This window comes from Psychrobacter urativorans (assembly GCF_904846695.1).
Lineage (GTDB): Bacteria > Pseudomonadota > Gammaproteobacteria > Pseudomonadales > Moraxellaceae > Psychrobacter > Psychrobacter urativorans.
On sequence record NZ_CAJHBR010000002.1, the window covers coordinates 231,608 to 251,842 of the forward strand.

General features: G+C 39.6%; 12 protein-coding genes and 1 tRNA gene. 5 read left to right on the forward strand and 8 right to left on the reverse strand.

The features are described from left to right. Window positions 1-333 precede the first annotated feature (333 nt). From JMY09_RS03095 to JMY09_RS03115, 5 genes are all read left to right on the forward strand, one after another. The gene (locus JMY09_RS03095) at window positions 334-1,806 is read left to right on the forward strand and encodes a protein adenylyltransferase SelO (protein ID WP_201622123.1); all 1,473 of its coding nucleotides are present in this window, start codon (window positions 334-336) and stop codon (window positions 1,804-1,806) included. A gap of 387 nt (window positions 1,807-2,193) precedes the next feature. Beyond that, window positions 2,194-4,500, forward strand: coding sequence for an NADP-dependent malic enzyme (locus JMY09_RS03100; protein WP_201622124.1), 2,307 nt, complete (start codon window positions 2,194-2,196; stop codon window positions 4,498-4,500). A gap of 168 nt (window positions 4,501-4,668) precedes the next feature. Then, window positions 4,669-5,898, forward strand: a complete 1,230-nt coding sequence (locus JMY09_RS03105) for a tRNA nucleotidyltransferase (protein WP_201622125.1) — start codon at window positions 4,669-4,671, stop codon at window positions 5,896-5,898. Continuing rightward, entirely contained in the window at window positions 5,895-6,731 is an 837-nt protein-coding gene (locus JMY09_RS03110) for a pteridine reductase (protein ID WP_265087988.1), read from the forward strand. The genes JMY09_RS03105 and JMY09_RS03110 overlap by 4 nt, the downstream gene beginning before the upstream one ends. Before the next feature lie 97 nt (window positions 6,732-6,828). Next, a tRNA-Ile gene (locus JMY09_RS03115) sits at window positions 6,829-6,905 on the forward strand. 261 nt (window positions 6,906-7,166) lie between these two features. Here the strand turns inward: JMY09_RS03115 and JMY09_RS03120 are convergent. The 8 genes from JMY09_RS03120 to JMY09_RS03155 form a co-directional block, all read right to left on the reverse strand. Then, window positions 7,167-7,469 carry a BrxA family protein gene (locus tag JMY09_RS03120; RefSeq protein WP_227677139.1) on the reverse strand — a complete coding sequence of 101 codons (303 nt, stop codon included), beginning with the start codon at window positions 7,467-7,469 and terminating at the stop codon, window positions 7,167-7,169. A gap of 338 nt (window positions 7,470-7,807) precedes the next feature. Next, window positions 7,808-8,869 carry an HNH endonuclease domain-containing protein gene (locus tag JMY09_RS03125; RefSeq protein ID WP_201622126.1) on the reverse strand — a complete coding sequence of 354 codons (1,062 nt, stop codon included), beginning with the start codon at window positions 8,867-8,869 and terminating at the stop codon, window positions 7,808-7,810. A gap of 646 nt (window positions 8,870-9,515) precedes the next feature. Next, window positions 9,516-12,743, reverse strand: coding sequence for a DEAD/DEAH box helicase (locus JMY09_RS03130; RefSeq protein WP_201622127.1), 3,228 nt, complete (start codon window positions 12,741-12,743; stop codon window positions 9,516-9,518). 17 nt (window positions 12,744-12,760) lie between these two features. Further along, window positions 12,761-14,134: an EH signature domain-containing protein gene (locus JMY09_RS03135; RefSeq protein WP_201622128.1), complete on the reverse strand. Its 1,374-nt coding sequence runs from the start codon at window positions 14,132-14,134 to the stop codon at window positions 12,761-12,763. Between the two features lie 5 nt (window positions 14,135-14,139). Beyond that, window positions 14,140-14,871 carry a type I Zorya anti-phage system protein ZorB1 gene (gene zorB1, locus JMY09_RS03140; protein WP_201622129.1) on the reverse strand — a complete coding sequence of 244 codons (732 nt, stop codon included), beginning with the start codon at window positions 14,869-14,871 and terminating at the stop codon, window positions 14,140-14,142. Window positions 14,872-14,889: 18 nt separating this feature from the next. After that, window positions 14,890-16,956: an anti-phage ZorAB system protein ZorA gene (zorA, locus tag JMY09_RS03145; protein WP_201622130.1), complete on the reverse strand. Its 2,067-nt coding sequence runs from the start codon at window positions 16,954-16,956 to the stop codon at window positions 14,890-14,892. Between the two features lie 1,083 nt (window positions 16,957-18,039). Next, window positions 18,040-18,906 carry a hypothetical protein gene (locus tag JMY09_RS03150; protein WP_201622131.1) on the reverse strand — a complete coding sequence of 289 codons (867 nt, stop codon included), beginning with the start codon at window positions 18,904-18,906 and terminating at the stop codon, window positions 18,040-18,042. Between the two features lie 199 nt (window positions 18,907-19,105). Next, a complete protein-coding gene (locus tag JMY09_RS03155) occupies window positions 19,106-20,230 on the reverse strand; it encodes an SEL1-like repeat protein (protein ID WP_201622132.1) in 1,125 nt (374 codons plus the stop codon). Between the last annotated feature and the right edge of the window lie 5 nt (window positions 20,231-20,235).

Here is a 20,235-nt window from a genome sequence, read left to right on the forward strand (position 1 = left end):
ATAAGTCCTTTTTTAAAGCTGCTTTTTCACTAGCTATTTTTTCAATAGCTACTTTTTAAAAGTACGCTGGCAGTTGCTTTGTTCACTCAGTCTATTGACCTACAACGTTTCACTAAACTATCCATGCTTAGTGTATTGTCTGTAACAGCGCGTTGATTAACTAAACGCTATCCATGGTACTTAGATAACAACACATTATTGCTTAGGCTATGTATCATTAATGCTTAGTTAATTATAAACCAGCAACCAGTTATGCCTGATCAAACATGCCCTAGAAATATGGCTATGTTATAGTAGTTTTATTCACTAATACTTCTATAACGGATTGTTGCTATGCGCTACCAAAATACTTATGTCAACTTAGACCCGCGCCTTTATAATCGTCAGCCTCCTGTCCCCTTGAATAACCCACGTGTAGGTCATTTCAATTCTCAGGTAGCTGAGCAATTGGGCTGGACAGAAGATAGCGACTTGATGACACGCTGGGTTGATATTCTGGCTGGTCATTATCTACCTGCTGAGTTTGAACCGCTAGCCATGGCTTATGCTGGTCATCAGTTTGGACAATGGGCAGGACAATTGGGTGATGGTCGTGGCTTGCTGATGGCGCAAGTAATCGATAATAATGATAAGCGCCAAGACCTGCATCTAAAAGGCTGTGGTCTGACGCCCTACTCGCGGATGGGTGATGGCCGTGCGGTATTACGCAGTACTATTCGTGAGTACTTATGTGGCCATGCGCTCAACCAGCTCGATATTCCCTCCTCTAATGCATTAGGCTTCGTGGTAACTGATACTCCTGTACGCCGTGAACGTGTCGAGGCTGGTGCGGCACTGATGCGAGTCGCTGATACTCATATTCGCCTTGGTCACATCGAATGGATTGCTAGCTTCGCCCCTGACCTACTCAGCGAATTCACCGATTATATGATCGACAGCTGTTATCCTGAGTGCCGTGATAGCGAACAACCCGTATTGGCTTTTTTGCAGTCAGTAGTCGAGCGTAATGCACGAATGATTGCTGATTGGCAACTGATTGGCTTTGCTCATGGGGTGATGAATACTGACAATCTATCGATTACTGGTAGCACTTTAGATTTCGGACCATTTGGCTTTATGGAACGCTTTAATCCAGCATGGATCAACAATCACTCCGATCATAGTGGACGCTATGCTTATCAAAACCAGCCCGCTATTGGACACTGGAATCTTAATGTTTGGCTCCCACACTTTATGCGTCTGACCCAAGCTGGCGTTACTCGTGAAAGCTTGGATGACTGTTTATCAGTATATGAGCCCACATTCATGCAGCATTATCAGCAAGGGCTATGTCGTAAGCTGGGACTGCCGCACGAGTCTGAGAGCTTGCGCTTGGCCTTTGAGTTTTTGACATTGCTCGAGGATAATCTACTCGATTATACTAATAGCTTTCGTGCCTTGTTAGCTATAGTTGACGCCGTTAACTATCCCTACGAGCAGCAGCTACTCACTACCCTCATAGCAGAGCTTACGGGTGAAGCATTAAGCGTTTGGCAACAGTGGCATAAGCGTTATCTGCTACAACTACAGCAAGTGGATAAACAGCAAGTGTTAACGGCCCTACAAAACAACAACCCTGTTTATGTACTGCGTAATAGTATGGCACAGCGTGCTATTGATGCCGCCGAGCAAGGAGAGTTTGCTGAAGTTGAGCGTGTTTATCAGTTATTGGCTAACCCTTATCAGGTACAAGCGATTGCTGTTGACTCAGATAGTGCTGCGCCAGCCCCTAATGCTGTGCAGCAGCCGATAAGCTGTTCGTCTTAGCAGATAGTAATAGTCATCTGTAGCACATAGCGGCAGTATCTTTCATTCTATTGCCTACTTTATTTGACTAATTGTCACTATTATTATGGCATTATTAGAGTGTGAAATATTGATTATCAACTGATGACTAACCTCTGAATTTTGTGTTATTGTTGACTAGTCAGTGACTTGGCAATAGTGCTAGAAGAATTGTTTTTGACCTTTGGTTGCTTACAAGATGCTGCTAGCACGTTTTGACTTGATGATTGTCTCGCATTATCTGCTTATTGCAACTATTATCTATGCAAGCTAAACCGCTAAAATTTTACGACCTTTAATTGTTTATGGCAGTAAGCCTTATATTTAAGTTCATTTTCACTTCAATTTATTTCAACCATGGCAGCCACTATGAATGACGATAACCATCTACATACCGATAAAGAACAATTTGAACAAGCCGCACTTCATTACCACGAGTTTCCACGACCGGGTAAAATTTCAGTTACCCCTATCAAGCAATTAGCTAACCAACGTGATCTAGCCTTAGCTTATTCACCGGGGGTAGCAGTACCTTGTCTTGAGATTGAAAGAGATCCAAAACTAGCTGCTAGATATACCGCTCGTGCTAACCTAGTTGGTGTTATCACTAACGGTACTGCCGTACTTGGTCTAGGTAATATTGGTCCATTAGCTTCTAAGCCCGTTATGGAAGGTAAAGGCGTATTATTCAAGAAGTTCGCTGGTATCGATGTTTTCGATCTAGAAATAGCCCAAAATGATCCTGACAAATTTATCGAAGCGGTTGCCGCTCTTGAGCCGACCTTTGGTGGTATCAACTTAGAAGATATCAAAGCGCCAGAATGTTTCAAAATTGAGCGCGAATTACGTAAGCGCATGAACATTCCAGTATTCCATGATGACCAGCACGGTACTTCTATCATTGTTGCTGCCGCTATGCTCAACGCTTTGACTCTTATCGATAAAAAAATCGAAGACATCAAAATCGTTTGTTCTGGCGCCGGTGCGGCTGCCATCTCTTGCCTAGATATTATTTGTGCCCTTGGGGTCAACAAAGAGAACTTATATGTCTCTGACTCTCGTGGCATCATCACAACTAGCCGTGAAAACTTAGACGAAACTAAGCAGCGCTATGCTCGTGATACTCAAGCTACTAACATCGATGAGATCATGGACGATGTCGATATGTTCTTAGGTTTGTCTATGCCGGGAACTATTACTGCTGATATGGTTCGCCGTATGGCAAAAGACCCTATCATCTTTGCTCTTGCCAATCCAACTCCAGAGATCATGCCAGAAGAAGCACATGCCGTTCGCCCTGACGTTATCATGGCTACTGGTCGCTCGGATTATCCTAACCAAGTAAACAATGCTTTATGCTTCCCTTATATTTTCCGTGGGGCATTAGATGTAGGCGCAACTACAGTTAACGAAGAGATGAAAATCGCTTGTGTCCGTGCAATCGCTGCTATGGCCCATGTTGAAGCTACGCCAACAGCCAACGTCAAAAGCCTTGAGACGGTTAAGAGCTTCGGTCGTGAATATCTAATTCCAGGACCTCTAGAGCCAAACTTAATCATCGAGATTGCCTCTGCTGTCGCCCAAGCCGCTATGGATTCAGGTGTAGCGACGCTACCAATCGAGGACATGCAAGCCTATCGTCAGCGTCTATCTGAGTTTGTGTATAACTCAGCATTCGTCATGAAGCCGGTTTTTGCTCGCGCTAAATCTGCCCCTAAACGTATTGTGTACTGTGAAGGCGAAGATAATAACGTTCTGCTTGCGGTACAAGTTGTCGTCGATGAGAAACTGGCACAACCTATCTTAATCGGCCGTACAGCAATTATCGAAACCAATATCAACAGACTAGGTCTGCGTCTAAAAGACGGTGAAAATATTACTATCATCAATATTGATGACGATGAGCGCTATAAAGACTACTGGCAGCGCTACTATGAGCAGAACAAACGTCGCGGTGTGAGTATCGAGCTGGCACGTCGTGATGTACGTCGTAAGACCTCTTTAATTGGGGCTTTACTAGTACAAAATGGCGATGCTGATGGCATGATTTGTGGTACCTTTAGCCATTATCAGCTACATCTACAATACGTTGAAAGCGTTATTGGCAAAAAGCAAGGCGTCAAAGACTTTTATGCAATGAACGCTGTATTGATGCAAGACCGTAATATCTTTATTGCTGATACTTATATCCATGAAGATCCTACGGCTGAGCAATTGGCTGAAATGACTGTATTGGCTGCCAATCAGCTGCATCGCTTCGGTATTGTCCCACGAGTTGCTTTAGTATCACACTCAAGCTATGGTACTTCAAACCGCGCTAGTGCGGTAAAAATGCGCAAAGTATTCCAATTGTTATTAGACATGAAAGTAGACTTTGAGTTTGATGGCGAAATGCAAGGCGATGCCGCCTTAAATGAGCACATCCGTCTAGAAGATTTCCCATCAACTAGATTTAAGGGTGCGGCAAACTTACTCATCTTACCAACTTTAGATGCGGCAAACATTGCCTTTAACTTACTCAAAACCGCAACCAATAGCACCTCTATTGGCCCTATCCTATTAGGTGCAAACAAGCCGGTGCATATCTTAACCCCTTCAGCAACCGCTCGCCGTATCGTCAATATGACTGCACTTGCTGTAACGGAAGCTCAAGACTTAGAAAACGAACAGCAATAGTAGTTGTTAGATAGTCATAATTTATGGGCTCAAAAGCAGCTAGCGTTTTAGACCTTAGCTGTCTGTTATAATAAAGCCAGTCAACGTCATTATACTTGATGCCGTTGGTTGGCTTTTTTTTGCTTACTATTTGTTATTTATTTTAAAACTCAATGACAAGAGGTTGAGATGCAAGTTTATCTGGTTGGTGGTGCGGTACGTGATCAGCTATTAGGACGCCCAATAAAGGACAAAGACTTTGTAGTAGTAGGGACAACGGTAGATGCTATGTTGGCAGCAGGGTTTCAACAAGTCGGCGCTGACTTTCCAGTATTTTTGCACCCCGTTACTCATGGAGAGTATGCACTAGCCCGTACTGAGCGTAAACAAGGCCATGGCTATCAAGGTTTTAAGGTACATGCCAGCAGTGAAGTCACGCTAAAGGAAGATTTGCAGCGTCGTGATTTGACGGTTAATGCTATGGCTATTGAAGTGACTAGCTTAACTGACGACACCCCTATTACTGATACAGTGGTGGATTACTATGGCGGCCTAGAAGATATGGCTACTAAGACTTTACGCCATGTTTCAGAGGCTTTTAGTGAAGATCCGCTACGAGTACTTAGGACAGCGCGCTTTTATAGCCGCTATTATGACTTGGGCTTTACTATAGCTACTCAAACGCTAGAACTAATGACCCAACTGGTCAGCTCAGGCGAGCTTACGCATTTAAGCGCAGAGCGGATTTGGCAAGAGTCTAGTCGCGCTACAATGCAGGACTCACCACAAGTTTATTGGCAGCAACTGTTCGATATTGGTGCTTTGGTCGATTATTTCGCGCCTTTACAGCAGGCTTGGAGGCACACTCATATCCGCGAAACGGTTCAAACTGCCTTATACTTTGCAGGGCAGATGCAATTGAACTTATCGCAGCGTTGGGCGCTATTAATGGCGAGTATTGATCCAACCTTATTTGACTATGCCGATCAGCACCCTTCTAAACACAACAATGGCATCATAAATAATAAAGATGCAGCAACCATTAAGGCTGTAGCCGAGATCACTAGCACAGGCGATAACGCTAAAGTACCTAAAGCCCAGACTCAATTCGCTAGTCTATTCGTGCAACAAGCACACAAACTAGCCATGATTAACCAGCTAAGCGCCGCTGAAACAATAGATCTGCTTCAAGCTTGTAGTGCGCATAAAGACCCTAATAAGCTCTCACAATTATTAGTCACTAGCCAACTGCTACAGCTGGCACGGAAACATCGACGAACTATGCTAGCCCTCAATAGCTTTCACGCCATTACTATGGACAGTATAGACCCGCAGCTGAAGGGCGCTGCTATTGGTGCAGCGTTACGCCAAACCCGTATTGAACACTTACAAGCCGCCAGCAGCCAGACGTCGCTATGAGTGTTATAGAGCCACTAACGCCTTATGACAAAGGGGCGGCTCATCGTCAGCCTCCTTTGAACCACGCTGATAATGCAGCAGTGATGCTAGTTACTGGTAGCGCTAAACGTATCGGTGCATCTATTGTGCAAGCTGCCCATGCTAAAGGCTATCGAGTTATCATTCACTGTAATAGCAGTCGAGCAGCAGCCGACGTCTTAGCTGGCAAGCTCAATCGGCAGCGTACTGACAGCGCCCTAGTACTAGTTGCCGACTTAGCATTAGTCAATGACTCTGTTAGCTTAAACGAATTTAGCCAAACAGTGATTGCAGCTTTTGGACAGTTGGATGTACTAGTACATAATGCATCGCGGTTTTATCCGACCCCTATTGCTACTATCGATGCTCAGCACTGGGATGAGCTGTTTTTGACTAATGCCAAAGCGCCTTTATTACTCAGTCAAGCGCTACTGCCCTATTTGCAGGCTCAGCAAGGCTGCATTATCAGCCTGTTAGACATTCATGCACATGACAAGCCCTTTAATGGTTACAGCCTATACAACATGGCTAAGGCGGCTCAGCATATGATGGTACAATCGCTAGCATTAGAGCTAGCTCCTTTGGTCAGAGTCAATGGCGTAGCTCCTGGAGTCAATATCCTACCGGATGCCGATAGCGATCAAGCGCTTGATAAAACTCAGCAACCTAATATCATCGCCTCTATCCCTTTGCAACGTATTGGTAGCCCAGCAGATATTGCCCAAAGCGTACTTTTTTTGGCACAAGCCAGCTATATTACTGGGCATATCATTAACGTCGATGGTGGTCGTAGTTTGACTCTAGCAGGGGGTTAAGCTAAAAAAAGCAGTTATTATCTAATAATATTGCCCTAGAGCGTATCTTTTACTTGAAAAGTTGAAAAAATCAGGTATCATTAGCCGTCTGACGTTAGGGCCCATAGCTCAGTTGGTTAGAGCAGAGGACTCATAATCCTTTGGTCGTAGGTTCAAGTCCTACTGGGCCCACCATATTAGCAGTACCTAAAAAGGTTTACATTAATTTGTAAGCCTTTTTTATTGTTTAGATTTTATTCAAATATGTCGAAGGTCTTTGCTAACAATACAAAACTGAAACTCAATTGTTGTTTAGTAGGTACTGCTCCAGATAGATAAGAACACTTCAAAGTAAAGATGAAGGGCTAAATTACCAGCAGGAGAATACTATGAAGAAGATATGCTTTACTGACAATTAAATCGTCAATATCCTCAAACAAGCACAACAGGGTGTGCCTATCGCTGGCAAGGGAAGCAGCAATCGCTCACTTTGGGCAAGTATGCAGTGATTACAGCAATCAATAGGAATTGAATATAAGCTATATCTGTAGCAGACCACAACCACTGCATGAACTCATCCCCCAAGCCCTCAATCCGCTTTCGGATCGCACTCGCATAGCGGCTAGATGTTTTATCAGACTTCTTCTGTAGAATATTATGCTCTACTATCAAAGCTTTCAACTCATCTTCAGGTAACTTTTTAAGAAGCGCCTCTGCGATAACTCTCGTTTTTGTAAGTAGTAGACTGCCCCCAATCAGGTCGCCTAGATAGGCTTATATATCTACTGCACGCCTAGCACTATCAGTGATTTGATTAACTGCCTCCAATAAGATCAGTAAATTTTGTAATCATATCGAAATAAGGCATTGCTCTGTCATATGTTCTAAATATGTCACAAGCATTTAATAGTACATATTAGGGAAAAGCATAATCAGGGTTGACATACTTTCCCTTTTTGATTTTGAAAACCGCTATTGTGACAACTTTAAATCATGATTTTATTAGCCCAACTCACGCAAATTTTTATGCATAGTTGTGATAAATCCACATCAGTTTTCAATAAGCGATTAATCATAAAATTGATATGATTAAAGTATCAGCTTCTCAATCTGGGTAATAGCTCAGGGTTGATAGTACGTAGCCTCATATTTAATTCTGGTGACCAGACTAGGTCTTCATGCTCTACAGCTACTTGGTAAGCCCATTGGCTAATAGTTTCTGAACGCTTCTGGTTACTTATGAAGCCAATACCGTCTGTTTGTTGTTCAATAACTTGTCCGTATTGTTGGTTACGCCTCAACCACTTCTCGTAAAACCTCTCCTCAGCCAGATAGTCACGTTTACTGTTATTACATGTATGATCAGTCAGTACAAAATTATGAGTCGTATCATTGGGATATTTTGACCAAGGTACAAAATGATCAACTTCGATGTCTTTTTTTAATGGTTTTTGACAGTAGAAACACTGACCCTGCTGAGTTTCATTGAGTATAGGTACTAACAAGCTTAGATCTTGACGCGATTTGTTAAACAAAAAATCTTGTAGATCAATGTCATTACTGAAATATAATTGGTTGTGACGATTGTCCCGTACAAACTCTGTCCAGTATTGTTGGCAAAGCTTATGTATTATCTGACTAAAACGCGCAAAGCAGTAAGCGATCCCAGACTTTAATATGATTACTTTTTCTCTTGAGTTATAGATATAGAAGAATTCACGGCTAACTTTATCTTCTGCACTTTGTAGATACTTGGCAGGGTTGCTTTTAATGGTTCGAGCTATTTCTTTAATAGTTGATTGCCACTTTTTGACATTATGTGTCCGAGCTATATTTAAGTTAGTAGTCTTAGTTTCTTGTTGCAGGGTTAAAATACTAGTGATGACCTTAGCTTGGCCTGTTGTACTGCTTTGCTTCAATATAGATTCACCATACTGATCTGAGAACGGTAATGCTTGTGTCCAATAAAGCTGCATAAACTGCTCTGCTAACTGCTCATAAGAAATAAAGCATTCACTGTTATCACTAATCCCAGACTCTATAGAAAGGTTGGTTACTGCGATTAATAATGCAAATTTATAGGTCGAGGTATAAGAGCTAGATTCAAGCAACCATTGAATACGTCTTAGGAAGTTAAGCTGAAATTCTGCTGTGGGCACTATGAGAATCCTTAGAGGGGCGATTAATTAACTCGCTGTAATTCAGACTTATACCACTAAGCTTTTGATTATGTAATGCTTGGCCTATAAATGAAGCTGTTTTATCTAGCCAGCCCTAGTTTAGTCCTCATATATGTAATTTCATAGGTTGGCGATCACTTAATCAAAAAATCTGATAAATTATAGCTATTACCAATTTATATGTTAATTGATCACTTACTATTAGCTATCTGATCCGATGCTAATCACATCAAATATTTCACTACTTTAAATCTCATCCTCAAATAAGAACTACGAATAAAATTATGACTACTTTTATATTCGACACATAAACGACAGGACTGAAGCGGCCTATTCTATTGTTGAGATAAACGATAGCAAGGTGACGGTATTACAGGCGCCAAGAGCGAAGCGCTTTAACCCTCTCAAAGAAATTAGCTTGGGATCTATGGCGATACAGAAATCAAACTACGCAGCTTAATTTTATTTGATTAGTGTCTTATGCTTGGGAGGGTTACCGTTCCAGTTTTATTATGGATTGACTATATATTTCGTACCAACAGCTATGTATTTAAATTCATATAACTCATTTAAAATATATTTATTAATAGTCAATGTTTAAACGCCTTTTTCTTAAAAAAATGAATCAATAAATCGACTGAATCAGTTCTTGAGTCAGCTCTACGTTTGGCTTCAACATATCATCAGCAAGACTACGCTTACTTGATAGTAGCTTATCCAGTTTGATTTCAAAGGTTTCAAAATCATCTGCTGCAATAGATGGGTAATAAACAAAAACCTCTTTATCTTGCCCAATTCGGTAGGCTCTATCGGTTGCTTGGTCCTCCTTAGCGGGGTTCCAACTTCGTGTATAATGAATTACATGATTCGCTTTTTGGATATTTACTCCAAAGCCAACTGCCACCGTGGATAAAATAATCACATTAAAACCATCCATTTCTTGGAACTTATCAATAATACCCTGCCGAGTTAAGCCTACTCTGCTGTTAGTGTTGGAATCTCCGTTCACTGTAGTAACATTTAATCCAAATCGCTCAAGAAGAAGGCGTTTTAAGAACACTTGAATAGCCCTGAACTCAGTAAAAATAATAACCTTCTCATCTTTTTGTTTTATACTCTCTAAAGTCTTTATTAACCATTCAGCTTTAGGTGAATCTTTGATAGTCGCTTGTTCTAGCAAATTTAGAGGATGAGCACAAATCATTCGCATGTCATGTAGTGCTTTTAACATAACGCCTTTATGGCCTTGCTCAGATAAACGTCTATAATCATTTGATACTTGTTTATATAGTGTGCGTTGTAACGTTGATATTTGAATATTTTTACAATCATTAATTTCGTGTTTTGCTGGTAACTCAGCGACATCGTGCTTCATACGTCTTAATACTTGTGGCTCAATCAACTTACGAAGGTAATCTATTATCGCGTTGTCTTCATCGTCTTTCTTTTCAATAGGACGTCGATACTCTTTATTAAATTCGCTAAGCGAACCTATCAGATTTTCTTGAATGAAATCAAATAAGCACCATAGATCAACAAGTGAGTTTTCTACAGGCGTGCCTGTACAAGCAATCTTAAAATCTGCTTTTTGAGCTTTAGCCGCTTTAGTAACCATTGCAGTAGGCACTTTTATTTTTTGGGCTTCATCACATATCATGATACTCCAATCTACCCTTCCTAAAGAAAACTCAAGGTCTCGCATTGTTTCATAAGTAGTCAATACGATATCTGCACCGCCTAACCAATTTTCTTCAAGTAGATTCGTTATTCCATAATCATTTCTTAATTGAGAAGATATTAAGTGCTTCGGTATTTTTCGCTGTTTTAAGTTATCTCCATATAAGCTTAGAACCTTACCAAACTTTGCGCTAAAAAATCTATTGATTTCAGCCTCCCAGTTCTCCAATAAAGAAACTGGCGCTACTACTAATGCAGGCTTTTTATCTTCTGTGTTTTCTAAGTACTCACCAATAAAACAAAGTAACTGCAAAGTTTTTCCTAATCCCATATCGTCCGCTAATAAGCAGCCGCTTACCTGAATTGGTGCATACTCATATAGGTTTTGTAGCCAAGCGATACCATACTCCTGATGCTTTTTCAGACTAAATTCTTGGCTTCTAAAACTTGATGGCAATCTGGCCTGAGGGCGATTACTTTCATCAAAAGTTAGAACCTCCGCTCGCTTCTTAGTAAAGTCAGCCTCATCGATATTATTGGCAATCAATAAGGTAGATTTTTTCTTTGTTTCATCAGGTTTTGGCTGCTCTTGCTCTATGTCGTTTTCCGCTAGGTCATCACTCTTTGAATCACGCAGATCATTAAGTAATTTTTTTGCATCATCTAATGGAATAGAGACGTTGCTGTCCGGATGTAGAACGAAGCTCTCGCCTTCTGCCTCTGCATGCTGGATACGTTGCTCAAGTAGTTCAGTAGTGGCATCAGTATTATCAGAAGTAAATTGAGATAAATCGGCTGACTCATCTATAAGATTCTGTGGTAACCATTCGGATTCGCCACTATCTTTTTGAATGGCTTCAGAGCTCAGTTTCTCAGCTTCACCAATCCCTATCACTCTATCGCTGTAATTGCTTAAATCTAGCACTGTTTTAGCTTGCAATTCATCATCATACTGCTGAATTTTTTCTAGATCACTTTTCAGTTCTTCTATCAGATTATCTAAGTAGTTTGTTCTGTCTATACTGTAACCTGCCCATAGGAACACAGGTGATGATCGCTCATAAGTAGCAACAAAGTGTTGAGCTTGCGCTAGATTTGAAAGCTCTAAAATAACAGGGTCTTGTGCTCTACTTGAGTTTTCGTGCAAAGTTAACTGAGCGGAACTAAAATGCGATGCTTCATCATAGGTTTTATCTACTAGCAAACGGTAGGTATAGATTTCTGCATCTTCTTTGGATTGTTCAAAGCCCTCTGGAGATATAACCTCTATCGCATCCTCCCCTAACTGAGCAAAAGGATTATGTAAAAAGGTCTGTGCACGCTCGCCAGTTATGCGTCGATTTGGCATCTTCTTAATTTCATTTAGTACACTCTTAACTTGCGGCTCGATGATAACGTGTGCCAAGCCACCTTCTGGTAAGCTGATTGTATATTCATCTTGCACTTCATTATACTTATCAAAAGTTTGTAACCAATTCGAGGGCGAATCTTTGAAATCAGGCTGAACCTCCACCACTGACTCTGTACTAACCAAGTTTTTACGAAGGTTAAGTTGCAGCTCATCTGGGGCTAGTACGATGGTTTTACGTAGGAACTCATCTAAGTTCGCCTCACTTTTATTTGCTAAACCACGTATTTGTGCCCAATACTTTTGATTTATTGATTTATCTTTATCCGTAATACGAGAGAACTCTTTAATTTTCTCTAATAACTTCCAAGTACTTTCGTTTAATAAATACTCTTTACTAGTAAGACTAATAATCGCGCCTGTTCGTTTGACTGAGCCTTTAAACTTAACCTTGCTTTTATCACACCAACCATCCAGAATAATTTGGAAATTAGAATCGCTTATACCATTTTCACTACGAATTATCGGGTATAAATCATTTGATAGCGGCAAGTTGAGCAAATTAATGACATCGCTATGGTCAGGATCTTGTTTAATCTGAAATAACTCTTCCCATGGCAATATATATCTCTCATCTGACTGATAAGCGAGCTCTTCATCAGCTAAACTCTCCCAGTAGAAATCTGCATCAGTTTTAGCCACAGCTGTATAGCAGTGCTTTAAACCCATGTCATCATATTGCAATGGCGCAGGCTTGACACTATTGACTATGGTTTCTGATATTGTGGTCTGCTCGTTTTTATTTCGTTTCCAAAATGATAGTTTCATAAAGATACTCTATAAGTTTAATCTGGAAATATTCCTAAACCTTGTAATCTTCGATCAAAAGAATTTTCCCAAACACTCTGATGTGATAAGTAAAACTCAGCTCGGGAAGTTGATTTTAAACTAGTAATATCAACCTTATGTGTTTTTTCCTGAAATGAAGAGTATGGTATTTGGCGATAAAAATAAGTTGCATTATTCATTTCAGAGAACTCTACTATATAAAACCCACCTATTTTAATCATAAAGGCATTTGCAGCATTGCTTTTACCAGTAATCCTTTTAAATCTTCCCAAATTATTTTTTTTAAACTCTACTTGTTGTGTTGTTGGATAAAACATTGCCTGTTCATTTAAGAAGATTTCTGAGAGCGTTACTTGCTTAAGAAACCTCATCCAGTAATTAAATCTTCGAATATCGGCACCACCACTAAAAACGGTAAAAAAGCTTTCTAAGTCTGCTCTTACAAACCATTGAACCACCATTTTTCTAGTATCTGGGTTTACATTGCGCCAACCTGCTGATGAGTCGTATTGTGGGTTTCCCCATTGCGTTAAACAAATACTCTTTAAAGCTTCATGTACAAGTGTGCGTTTTGAGGTAGAAGCATAACGTTCAAGTAGAGCCGTTAAAATAGCTGTGGTATAAATTGGATTCTTTTCGAGAAGAAGTAAGAAGCGTGGTATCACTTTAAAGTAGTCATCTTCCTTAATCGTCTTGACTGACTTGATAGATGAGCTTACCAAGCTATCCCAAAACCAGCTATTAGGAGCAATGCTTAAGCTTTCTAATTGACTACTGACTCTACTGTCATCGCTATTGTATAAAAAGTCACGAATAAATCTTTTGGAAGGATCTAGCGAAAGCACTTCAGGATGATCAGTTAACGTAGTAAGCCATTTTTTAGGCCTAAGAGTGGCTTGAAACAACGTAGAGCGATTAGTATTTAAAATGTTCCTGAGCTGAATCCAGTTATTGGGCCGTTTATTTATCTCATCTTGTTCTACCGCAAAATAACTATAAAGTAGAGGGAAATAAACAACCTTTAGCAACTCAGGATTCATTTTATTAAATTGTTCAATGAGCTCGCTACCTTTGAAAGTAAAAAGTATCTTGTCCTCATAATTTAGCAACGTCTTACTGAGTGACCAAGCTAGGTTCTTCCAATCGCGTTTTGTGAGATAGTCTTTACCATGCTTTTCTAATTTTAAAATTGAGTTAACAATTTTTTCTTCGATAGGCTGAATATTCTCCATATCATCAAACTTACGTTCAATGATTTCTAACGTCTTAATTAACTTACTCGGCCTGGCAAACCTATTATGTATTTGCGCAGGTTCAGAGAAACTATCGATACTTTGATTCAGTCTCTGCTTTAAAATAGCTATACTCATCACATTTACCTTGCCAGCTGACAGGTTTCAATAGGGGCAGAAACAAAAATAGGCTGCGCCTCAGCACTTTCTTTTTCTTTTAAACCATAAAACTGCATCCGTAGCTCTACACGACGTGATGCTTCTTTGCTGTCTTTTGCTGAATTAAACGACACACCTCCAGCTAGAAATAGCTGTTTGATTTGATTTTTTTGCTCATCAGTTAAGCTAAGCTCTGGGTTAAATGTGGGATCTAACAAGCTACACATCACCCACTCCGAACGGCGTAGACTTAAATTCAAGTTATATAAATATGATCCATCGGTATCTGTAAAGCCCTCAATCACGATCTGTTTAAACCATTTTTTGCCATTTTCACTATTGGCAGCTTTTAAGACAACCGGCACTAAAGCACTTAGAGCTTTTATGCCCTCTGCATTCAATCGGTAATCGTTGTACCCAAAGCGACCCGCCTCACCAAAATTTATACGGTTCTCTTTACAGTCTACTGTGATGAGCTGATTCTTTAAAGTGGGGTCGTCTTTAATACCAGTACAAATATCCAAGATCTCTGAACTTCGCTCTTTCTCTGCTTGTGTTGCTTCATTAATTTTCTTAGTGACTACCATTAAAGATACTGCCATCACTACCAAAAACAATGTCATTAGCGCTGTCATTAAGTCAGCAAATGAGATCCAAAATGGCTTCTCACCCTCATCCTTTGAACGAGGTTTTTTAGCGTACCTATTACCAATCATTAGCGATACACTCCAAAATTAGCGTCTAGTTCTTTGGGTAAGATCTTCAAGGTCTTCAACCACATTACCTAAGCCTTCAACACCAGTTGCAAGGCGTTGAACAGCTTGGTTAAGTGTGTTGTCAAAAGACACCAACGATTGATTTAAACTACTTTCAACGGAAGTACCAAAGCTATCGAAGCTCTTCACTAGAACATCACTAACTTCTGCTAAATATTCTTGCATCTCCCTTTTCACTTGGCTTAAAGCCGTCGTCATATTCTGCATATCATTAAGCATTTGACTAGTCATGCCAGCTTCAGACTTTGACTGCTCAATGAGAGTTTCTAGTGTTTCAATTGCAAGGTTAACGCTATTTTGAGAGTTCTTATAATCTCTTATCAACTCAATAAGGTTACTACTAGCACTGGTCATATTGGTTGACGTCGTATTAACCTGTGCAATAAGCTCTGAGGTTTTACCAGTCACTGTGATTAGTGAGCTGCCAGCCGTCGTAAACTGTTCAGAAGCTATACGCATTTTTTCCGCACCACTATTCATACCAGTGATACTATCAGTGGTCACTTGAGATAGTTTTTGGATGTTTTCTTTATGAGTTTGAACCGCTTCTTTGCTATGCGTAATGAGCTCTTTAATTTCATTACCTAAGTTATCAATCAGTACAGACGACTGCTCGTGCAATTTCTGTTGATTATCTGATATTTGGCGATCCTGCTCGATACGTTGCTCTGCGACATTTGATAACAGGTCTGACATTGAATTACCTAAACCTGATACAAGCTCTGAAACCTTACTGTTTAACTGCTCAACAGCATATAACCCTTGATCACTAATTTTAGCCGAACCCGCAGATAGATTCTCTACCATTTCGTTCATTTGGTTAGACATCTCATTTTGTTTTTGATGAATGTCCTCCATCATTGCCGCCATTTGAGTCTCTAGCGTTTTAGTCGACACTTCACTGTTAGTTTGCATATCTGTAATTAATTGAGAGAAACCTGACTGCATCTCGCGCATAGCCGTGACAGACTGAGTCATCATCTCGCTCATACCTGTCATTTGACCGCCAAATGTCGTTTCCAACTTACTCATAAAAGCAGTTAACACATCAGTCATAAGCTCTTGTACAGCTGAACCCTGATCGCCGCTGACCTGCTGCACGCTTGAGGCGATTTTATCTAAAGGCTCTTGTAATGTGCTTTTAATAGATTCACCAATCTGAGCTGCCGTTGATGCGCCTACTTGAGCATAAGACTCACTGAGTTGTGAAGCAAAAGCAGCTTGATTTCTTTTATTCTCTTCGACCAAGTTAATCATCATGGTTTTTAAATCATTAACTAGACTATCTTTAAGCTGTCGAGCATTCACCTCATTGGCTTGAGAGGATTTGAGTAGTTTAGCCAGATATTCCTCACCACTTTCATCAAAAGTGAAGACATTATCTATGGCAGTATTCAACCGTTGTAATTGCGCATAACACTGTCTAAGCCACGACTTCTCACGCCAAGTAATTAACATTGCAGTTGTAATCGCTAATCCAGAAGCCATAAAGGCTTCTCCCACGCCTTTTAGCAATAATGTCAAGCTGTCTTGAACCTTGTCAGGGTTTCCTCCGGGGTCAAAAGCTAACAGTCCAATCAACAGACCTGCAAATGTAACTATAATACCAACACCGGTAATCATACCGGGTAAGTGCTTATAAAAATCCACTTTTAGCGGAATATCTACCACGATGGATTCCGTGAAAAACATCTCACTTGGCACCGTTGCCCGTGAGTGATCTATAATGCTTTCACCGTCTCTCACTTCATGAATATCATGAAAAGTTTTTTTATAATTTAACCATGCCTGTTTTAATGAAGTATTGCCTTCAAACTTTGTATCCAATGAGTCTTTGTCAAAATTAGAATCCCCATTCATATTTTCTAAATCACTAGCCAATTGTGCTAGTTTGTTATTTAGTATTTTTGCTGGATTTATATAATTTGAGACAAATCGAAAGCCGATGTAAACAACAAAACAAACAATTATCAAAGGAAAAACATAAAACTCTTGCACAAATTGAGCTATTTTGAACCAATCCATTAATGTCACCTATCTCATAAATTAAAAGATTGAAAGCTTTGTTATTCAACCTGTTGTATCCAAATTTAGCTAAATTAGAGTCAATTCAATTTCATAACAAAGATTTATGTCAAAAATATCCATGACAGTAATCCAAACTCTAAATTACAAGCTGTAACTTACAAAAAGAGAATAGTAACATAAACACATAACTAGGAAATGATTGGTAGATAATATTTATGAAATAACAGGCGGTTTGAGAAATTCGCAACTATGGTAGGAAGAAAAATAGAGGGCTTATTCAAGACTACTTATACAGTAGAGCCATTTTTTATATAACAGATAGGGGGTAATTTGAGTCTAATAATGCTTAGCAAATTTGAACATCCCAACCTTAGGATTGGAGATTTTATGTCTGCTCTTTTAGATGAATAAATGAAGTTTGTAGCCAAATTCAGAATTGGAATATTCATCTAGCCGAGAATGTTAATCTATGTTGTCGTATTTATAGGGCAGCTCATATTTTATCATTTGTTATTAATATTTTATTTGCTTAATCAAGTACTTTTAAGACAAGAGAACTGAAAGTAGCAGAAGGAGTACCTTTTTTATCTGATTAGATATATACATTCGCAACTGTTAAGCTAGGTAAATGATATCCGTGTGCAAATTGAAGCGCTTAAAGTCCTTGTATTCATATTCAAAATACTTACTGCCTTTAACTCAGTTTAACGTTATAGAAAACTACTCTGTAGCCTATCTTTGATATTTGTCAGATACCAACTACCCCATTAGTGCGGTGACAGGAATATTATAAATTAATAAATGACATAATTTATTTTGATAAAAATAAAAAAGGTTGCTAAAACTATATTCAAAATATTATAGAGAGCTAAGGTATAATTTTTTTAGATAACGCTGTTGATATTGGGGTTTATTATTTTGGCAAATAAAAACTATCCCAATGTAGATAGAGTCAAAGCAGCATATAAGATTCTAGACAGTTCGATGACTCATTAACCTAGCACAATTCACAAAGTAATCTTATAAAAAATAGCTTTTCCTTAAAAACTCAGCTAGACGCAGAGTTTTTCACATAAATTTTCAAGAGCAACCTTCAACTAAATAAATCGCTTCTGGTATACCGATATCGATGCTTTTTACTTGACCTTTTAAGAGATCTTTATTATCTACTGTCCACTCAGTCGCTTTAATTGTGTGATCATTTAGCTTTTGACCACCCTTGATATGATAGTCAATTTGTAGAGGCAAGCTGTCCTGTTTATTATTAAGCTCAATATTTTCGTTCTTTAAAGATTCTCCAAGTGAGCTTTGTTTTATCACTTTAAAATTAACGTTAGCAATCAGGCTATAGTAATCACCATCAACCGCATATTTATCCACCTCGTAACTAAGCTTGTCATTATGAGCTTTCATAACGCCTGTAGCGGAATCACCGACTTTGATATCTTTGTAAAAAGGTATGCTTGGATCTTGGATACTGATCAGGGCAACTTTGCCCTCTATGATTTGATATAGTACAGAAGCACGTTTACCGTACTCTTTATCGACGTAGCTCAGTTGTGGATTACTGACGTAATAACACTGTTCATTATCACTCTTTGCTCTAGTCATCCCTAAGCTACTTAGCAGTTCAGGGGTAATAACCTGACCGAAACTTAGTTTCTGATAACCTGATGGGCTAACGATTTGCTCATCAGCTATATCTGCTGCTTCGTTATTTTGTGCTTTATCCATAGCACTGGTATCTGTAGGCGCTGGATTGACAGACAGCTCATCATTTTCAGCCCCGTCTATGTCTGTATTATTCTTTTGCGTAGTGCCGTCATTATTTGAAGATGAGGGCTGTGAGTCACACCCTATCATCAGTTGCACAGTACCTATTAATAAAGTGCAAACCATTGCCGTTTTAAATATAGGTAATGCTGACTTTAAATGAAGAAATGACATGGCTTAATTCCTGAATTTGGGTCATTGATATTTATATACCTCAATTCAAGCGGCTTGAAGATAAAAGTTAAACTGCATCTGTTTAAGTACTCTATAGCCTCAATCCATTTAAATCTTAGTTCCACTGCAAGAATAGGGTCTTGTTTGGAACCAGTATATATCTGAGTATACTTAATAAGCTTGGCTTTATTTTCACCTCTTATTTATTACAACTTTCTTGCAATCCATTATTACAGGCTTTGCTATACCACTCTTTGGCGATAATTTTGTCTTGATTTATCCCATAGCCATAATCATACATTCTTCCAAGATTATACTGTGCTTCAGGCAGTCCTTGACTAGCCGCTTTTTGAAACCATTCAACGGCTACGGCATCATTTTCAAGTACTCCGTCCCCATAGTCATATAGTCTTCCCAGATTATTTTGAGCATTGACAAAGCCTTGTTCAGCCGCCTTTTGATACCACTGAATAGCCTTGGAATAGTCTTTATCAACACCAAGGCCTTTTTCATATATTACTGCAAGATTATATTGCGCCTCCATCCTTCCTTGAACTGCTGCTTTTTCGAACCATCTTACGGCTTGTGATTCATCTAGTTCAACCCCTTGACCAGTGACATACATAATTCCAAGATTGTATTGTGCTTCAGCATTATTTTGTTCAGCTGCTTTTTGATACCACCGAATAGCCTTAACGAGATCTCGATTTACACCATAACCATTATGATATATTTCTCCAAGGTTATTCTGTGCCTCAGAACGACCTTGTTCAGCTAAAGGTTCGAATAGCTCAATCGCCTTACTATAGCTTCGATGATTTTCATCACTATCTCTATATAGAACCCCAAGGTTATATTGACCGTCCATATTTCCTTGCTCAGCGGATTTTTGCAACCATTCAATAGCGTGATCATAATTCTGATCTACGCCTTGACCCTCGAAATACAGTAAACCAAGATTGTTTTGTGCATTGGCGTTGCCTTGATTAGCCGCTTTGGTGTACCACTCAACAGCCTGAGTATAATCTTGGTCTACTCCTTTTCCTTCATCGTACATTCTGCCCAAGTTATTTTGTGCATCTGAGTCACCTTGGCCAGCTGCTTTTGTATATAGCTCGATTGCCTTAGCGTAGTTTTGCGCTACTCCTTGGCCATTCTCGTAAGCAACCCCTAAATCGAATTGTGCTGTAGTATCGCCTTGTTCGGCCAATCTCTGTAACGCTATAACGTCACTATGCTTTTCATTTAATATCTGTGCGTAAGACGGTTGTTGATGCTGGTCATTTTTGGTTTTCTGACAGCTGGCTATCGAAATAGATGCCAAAGAAA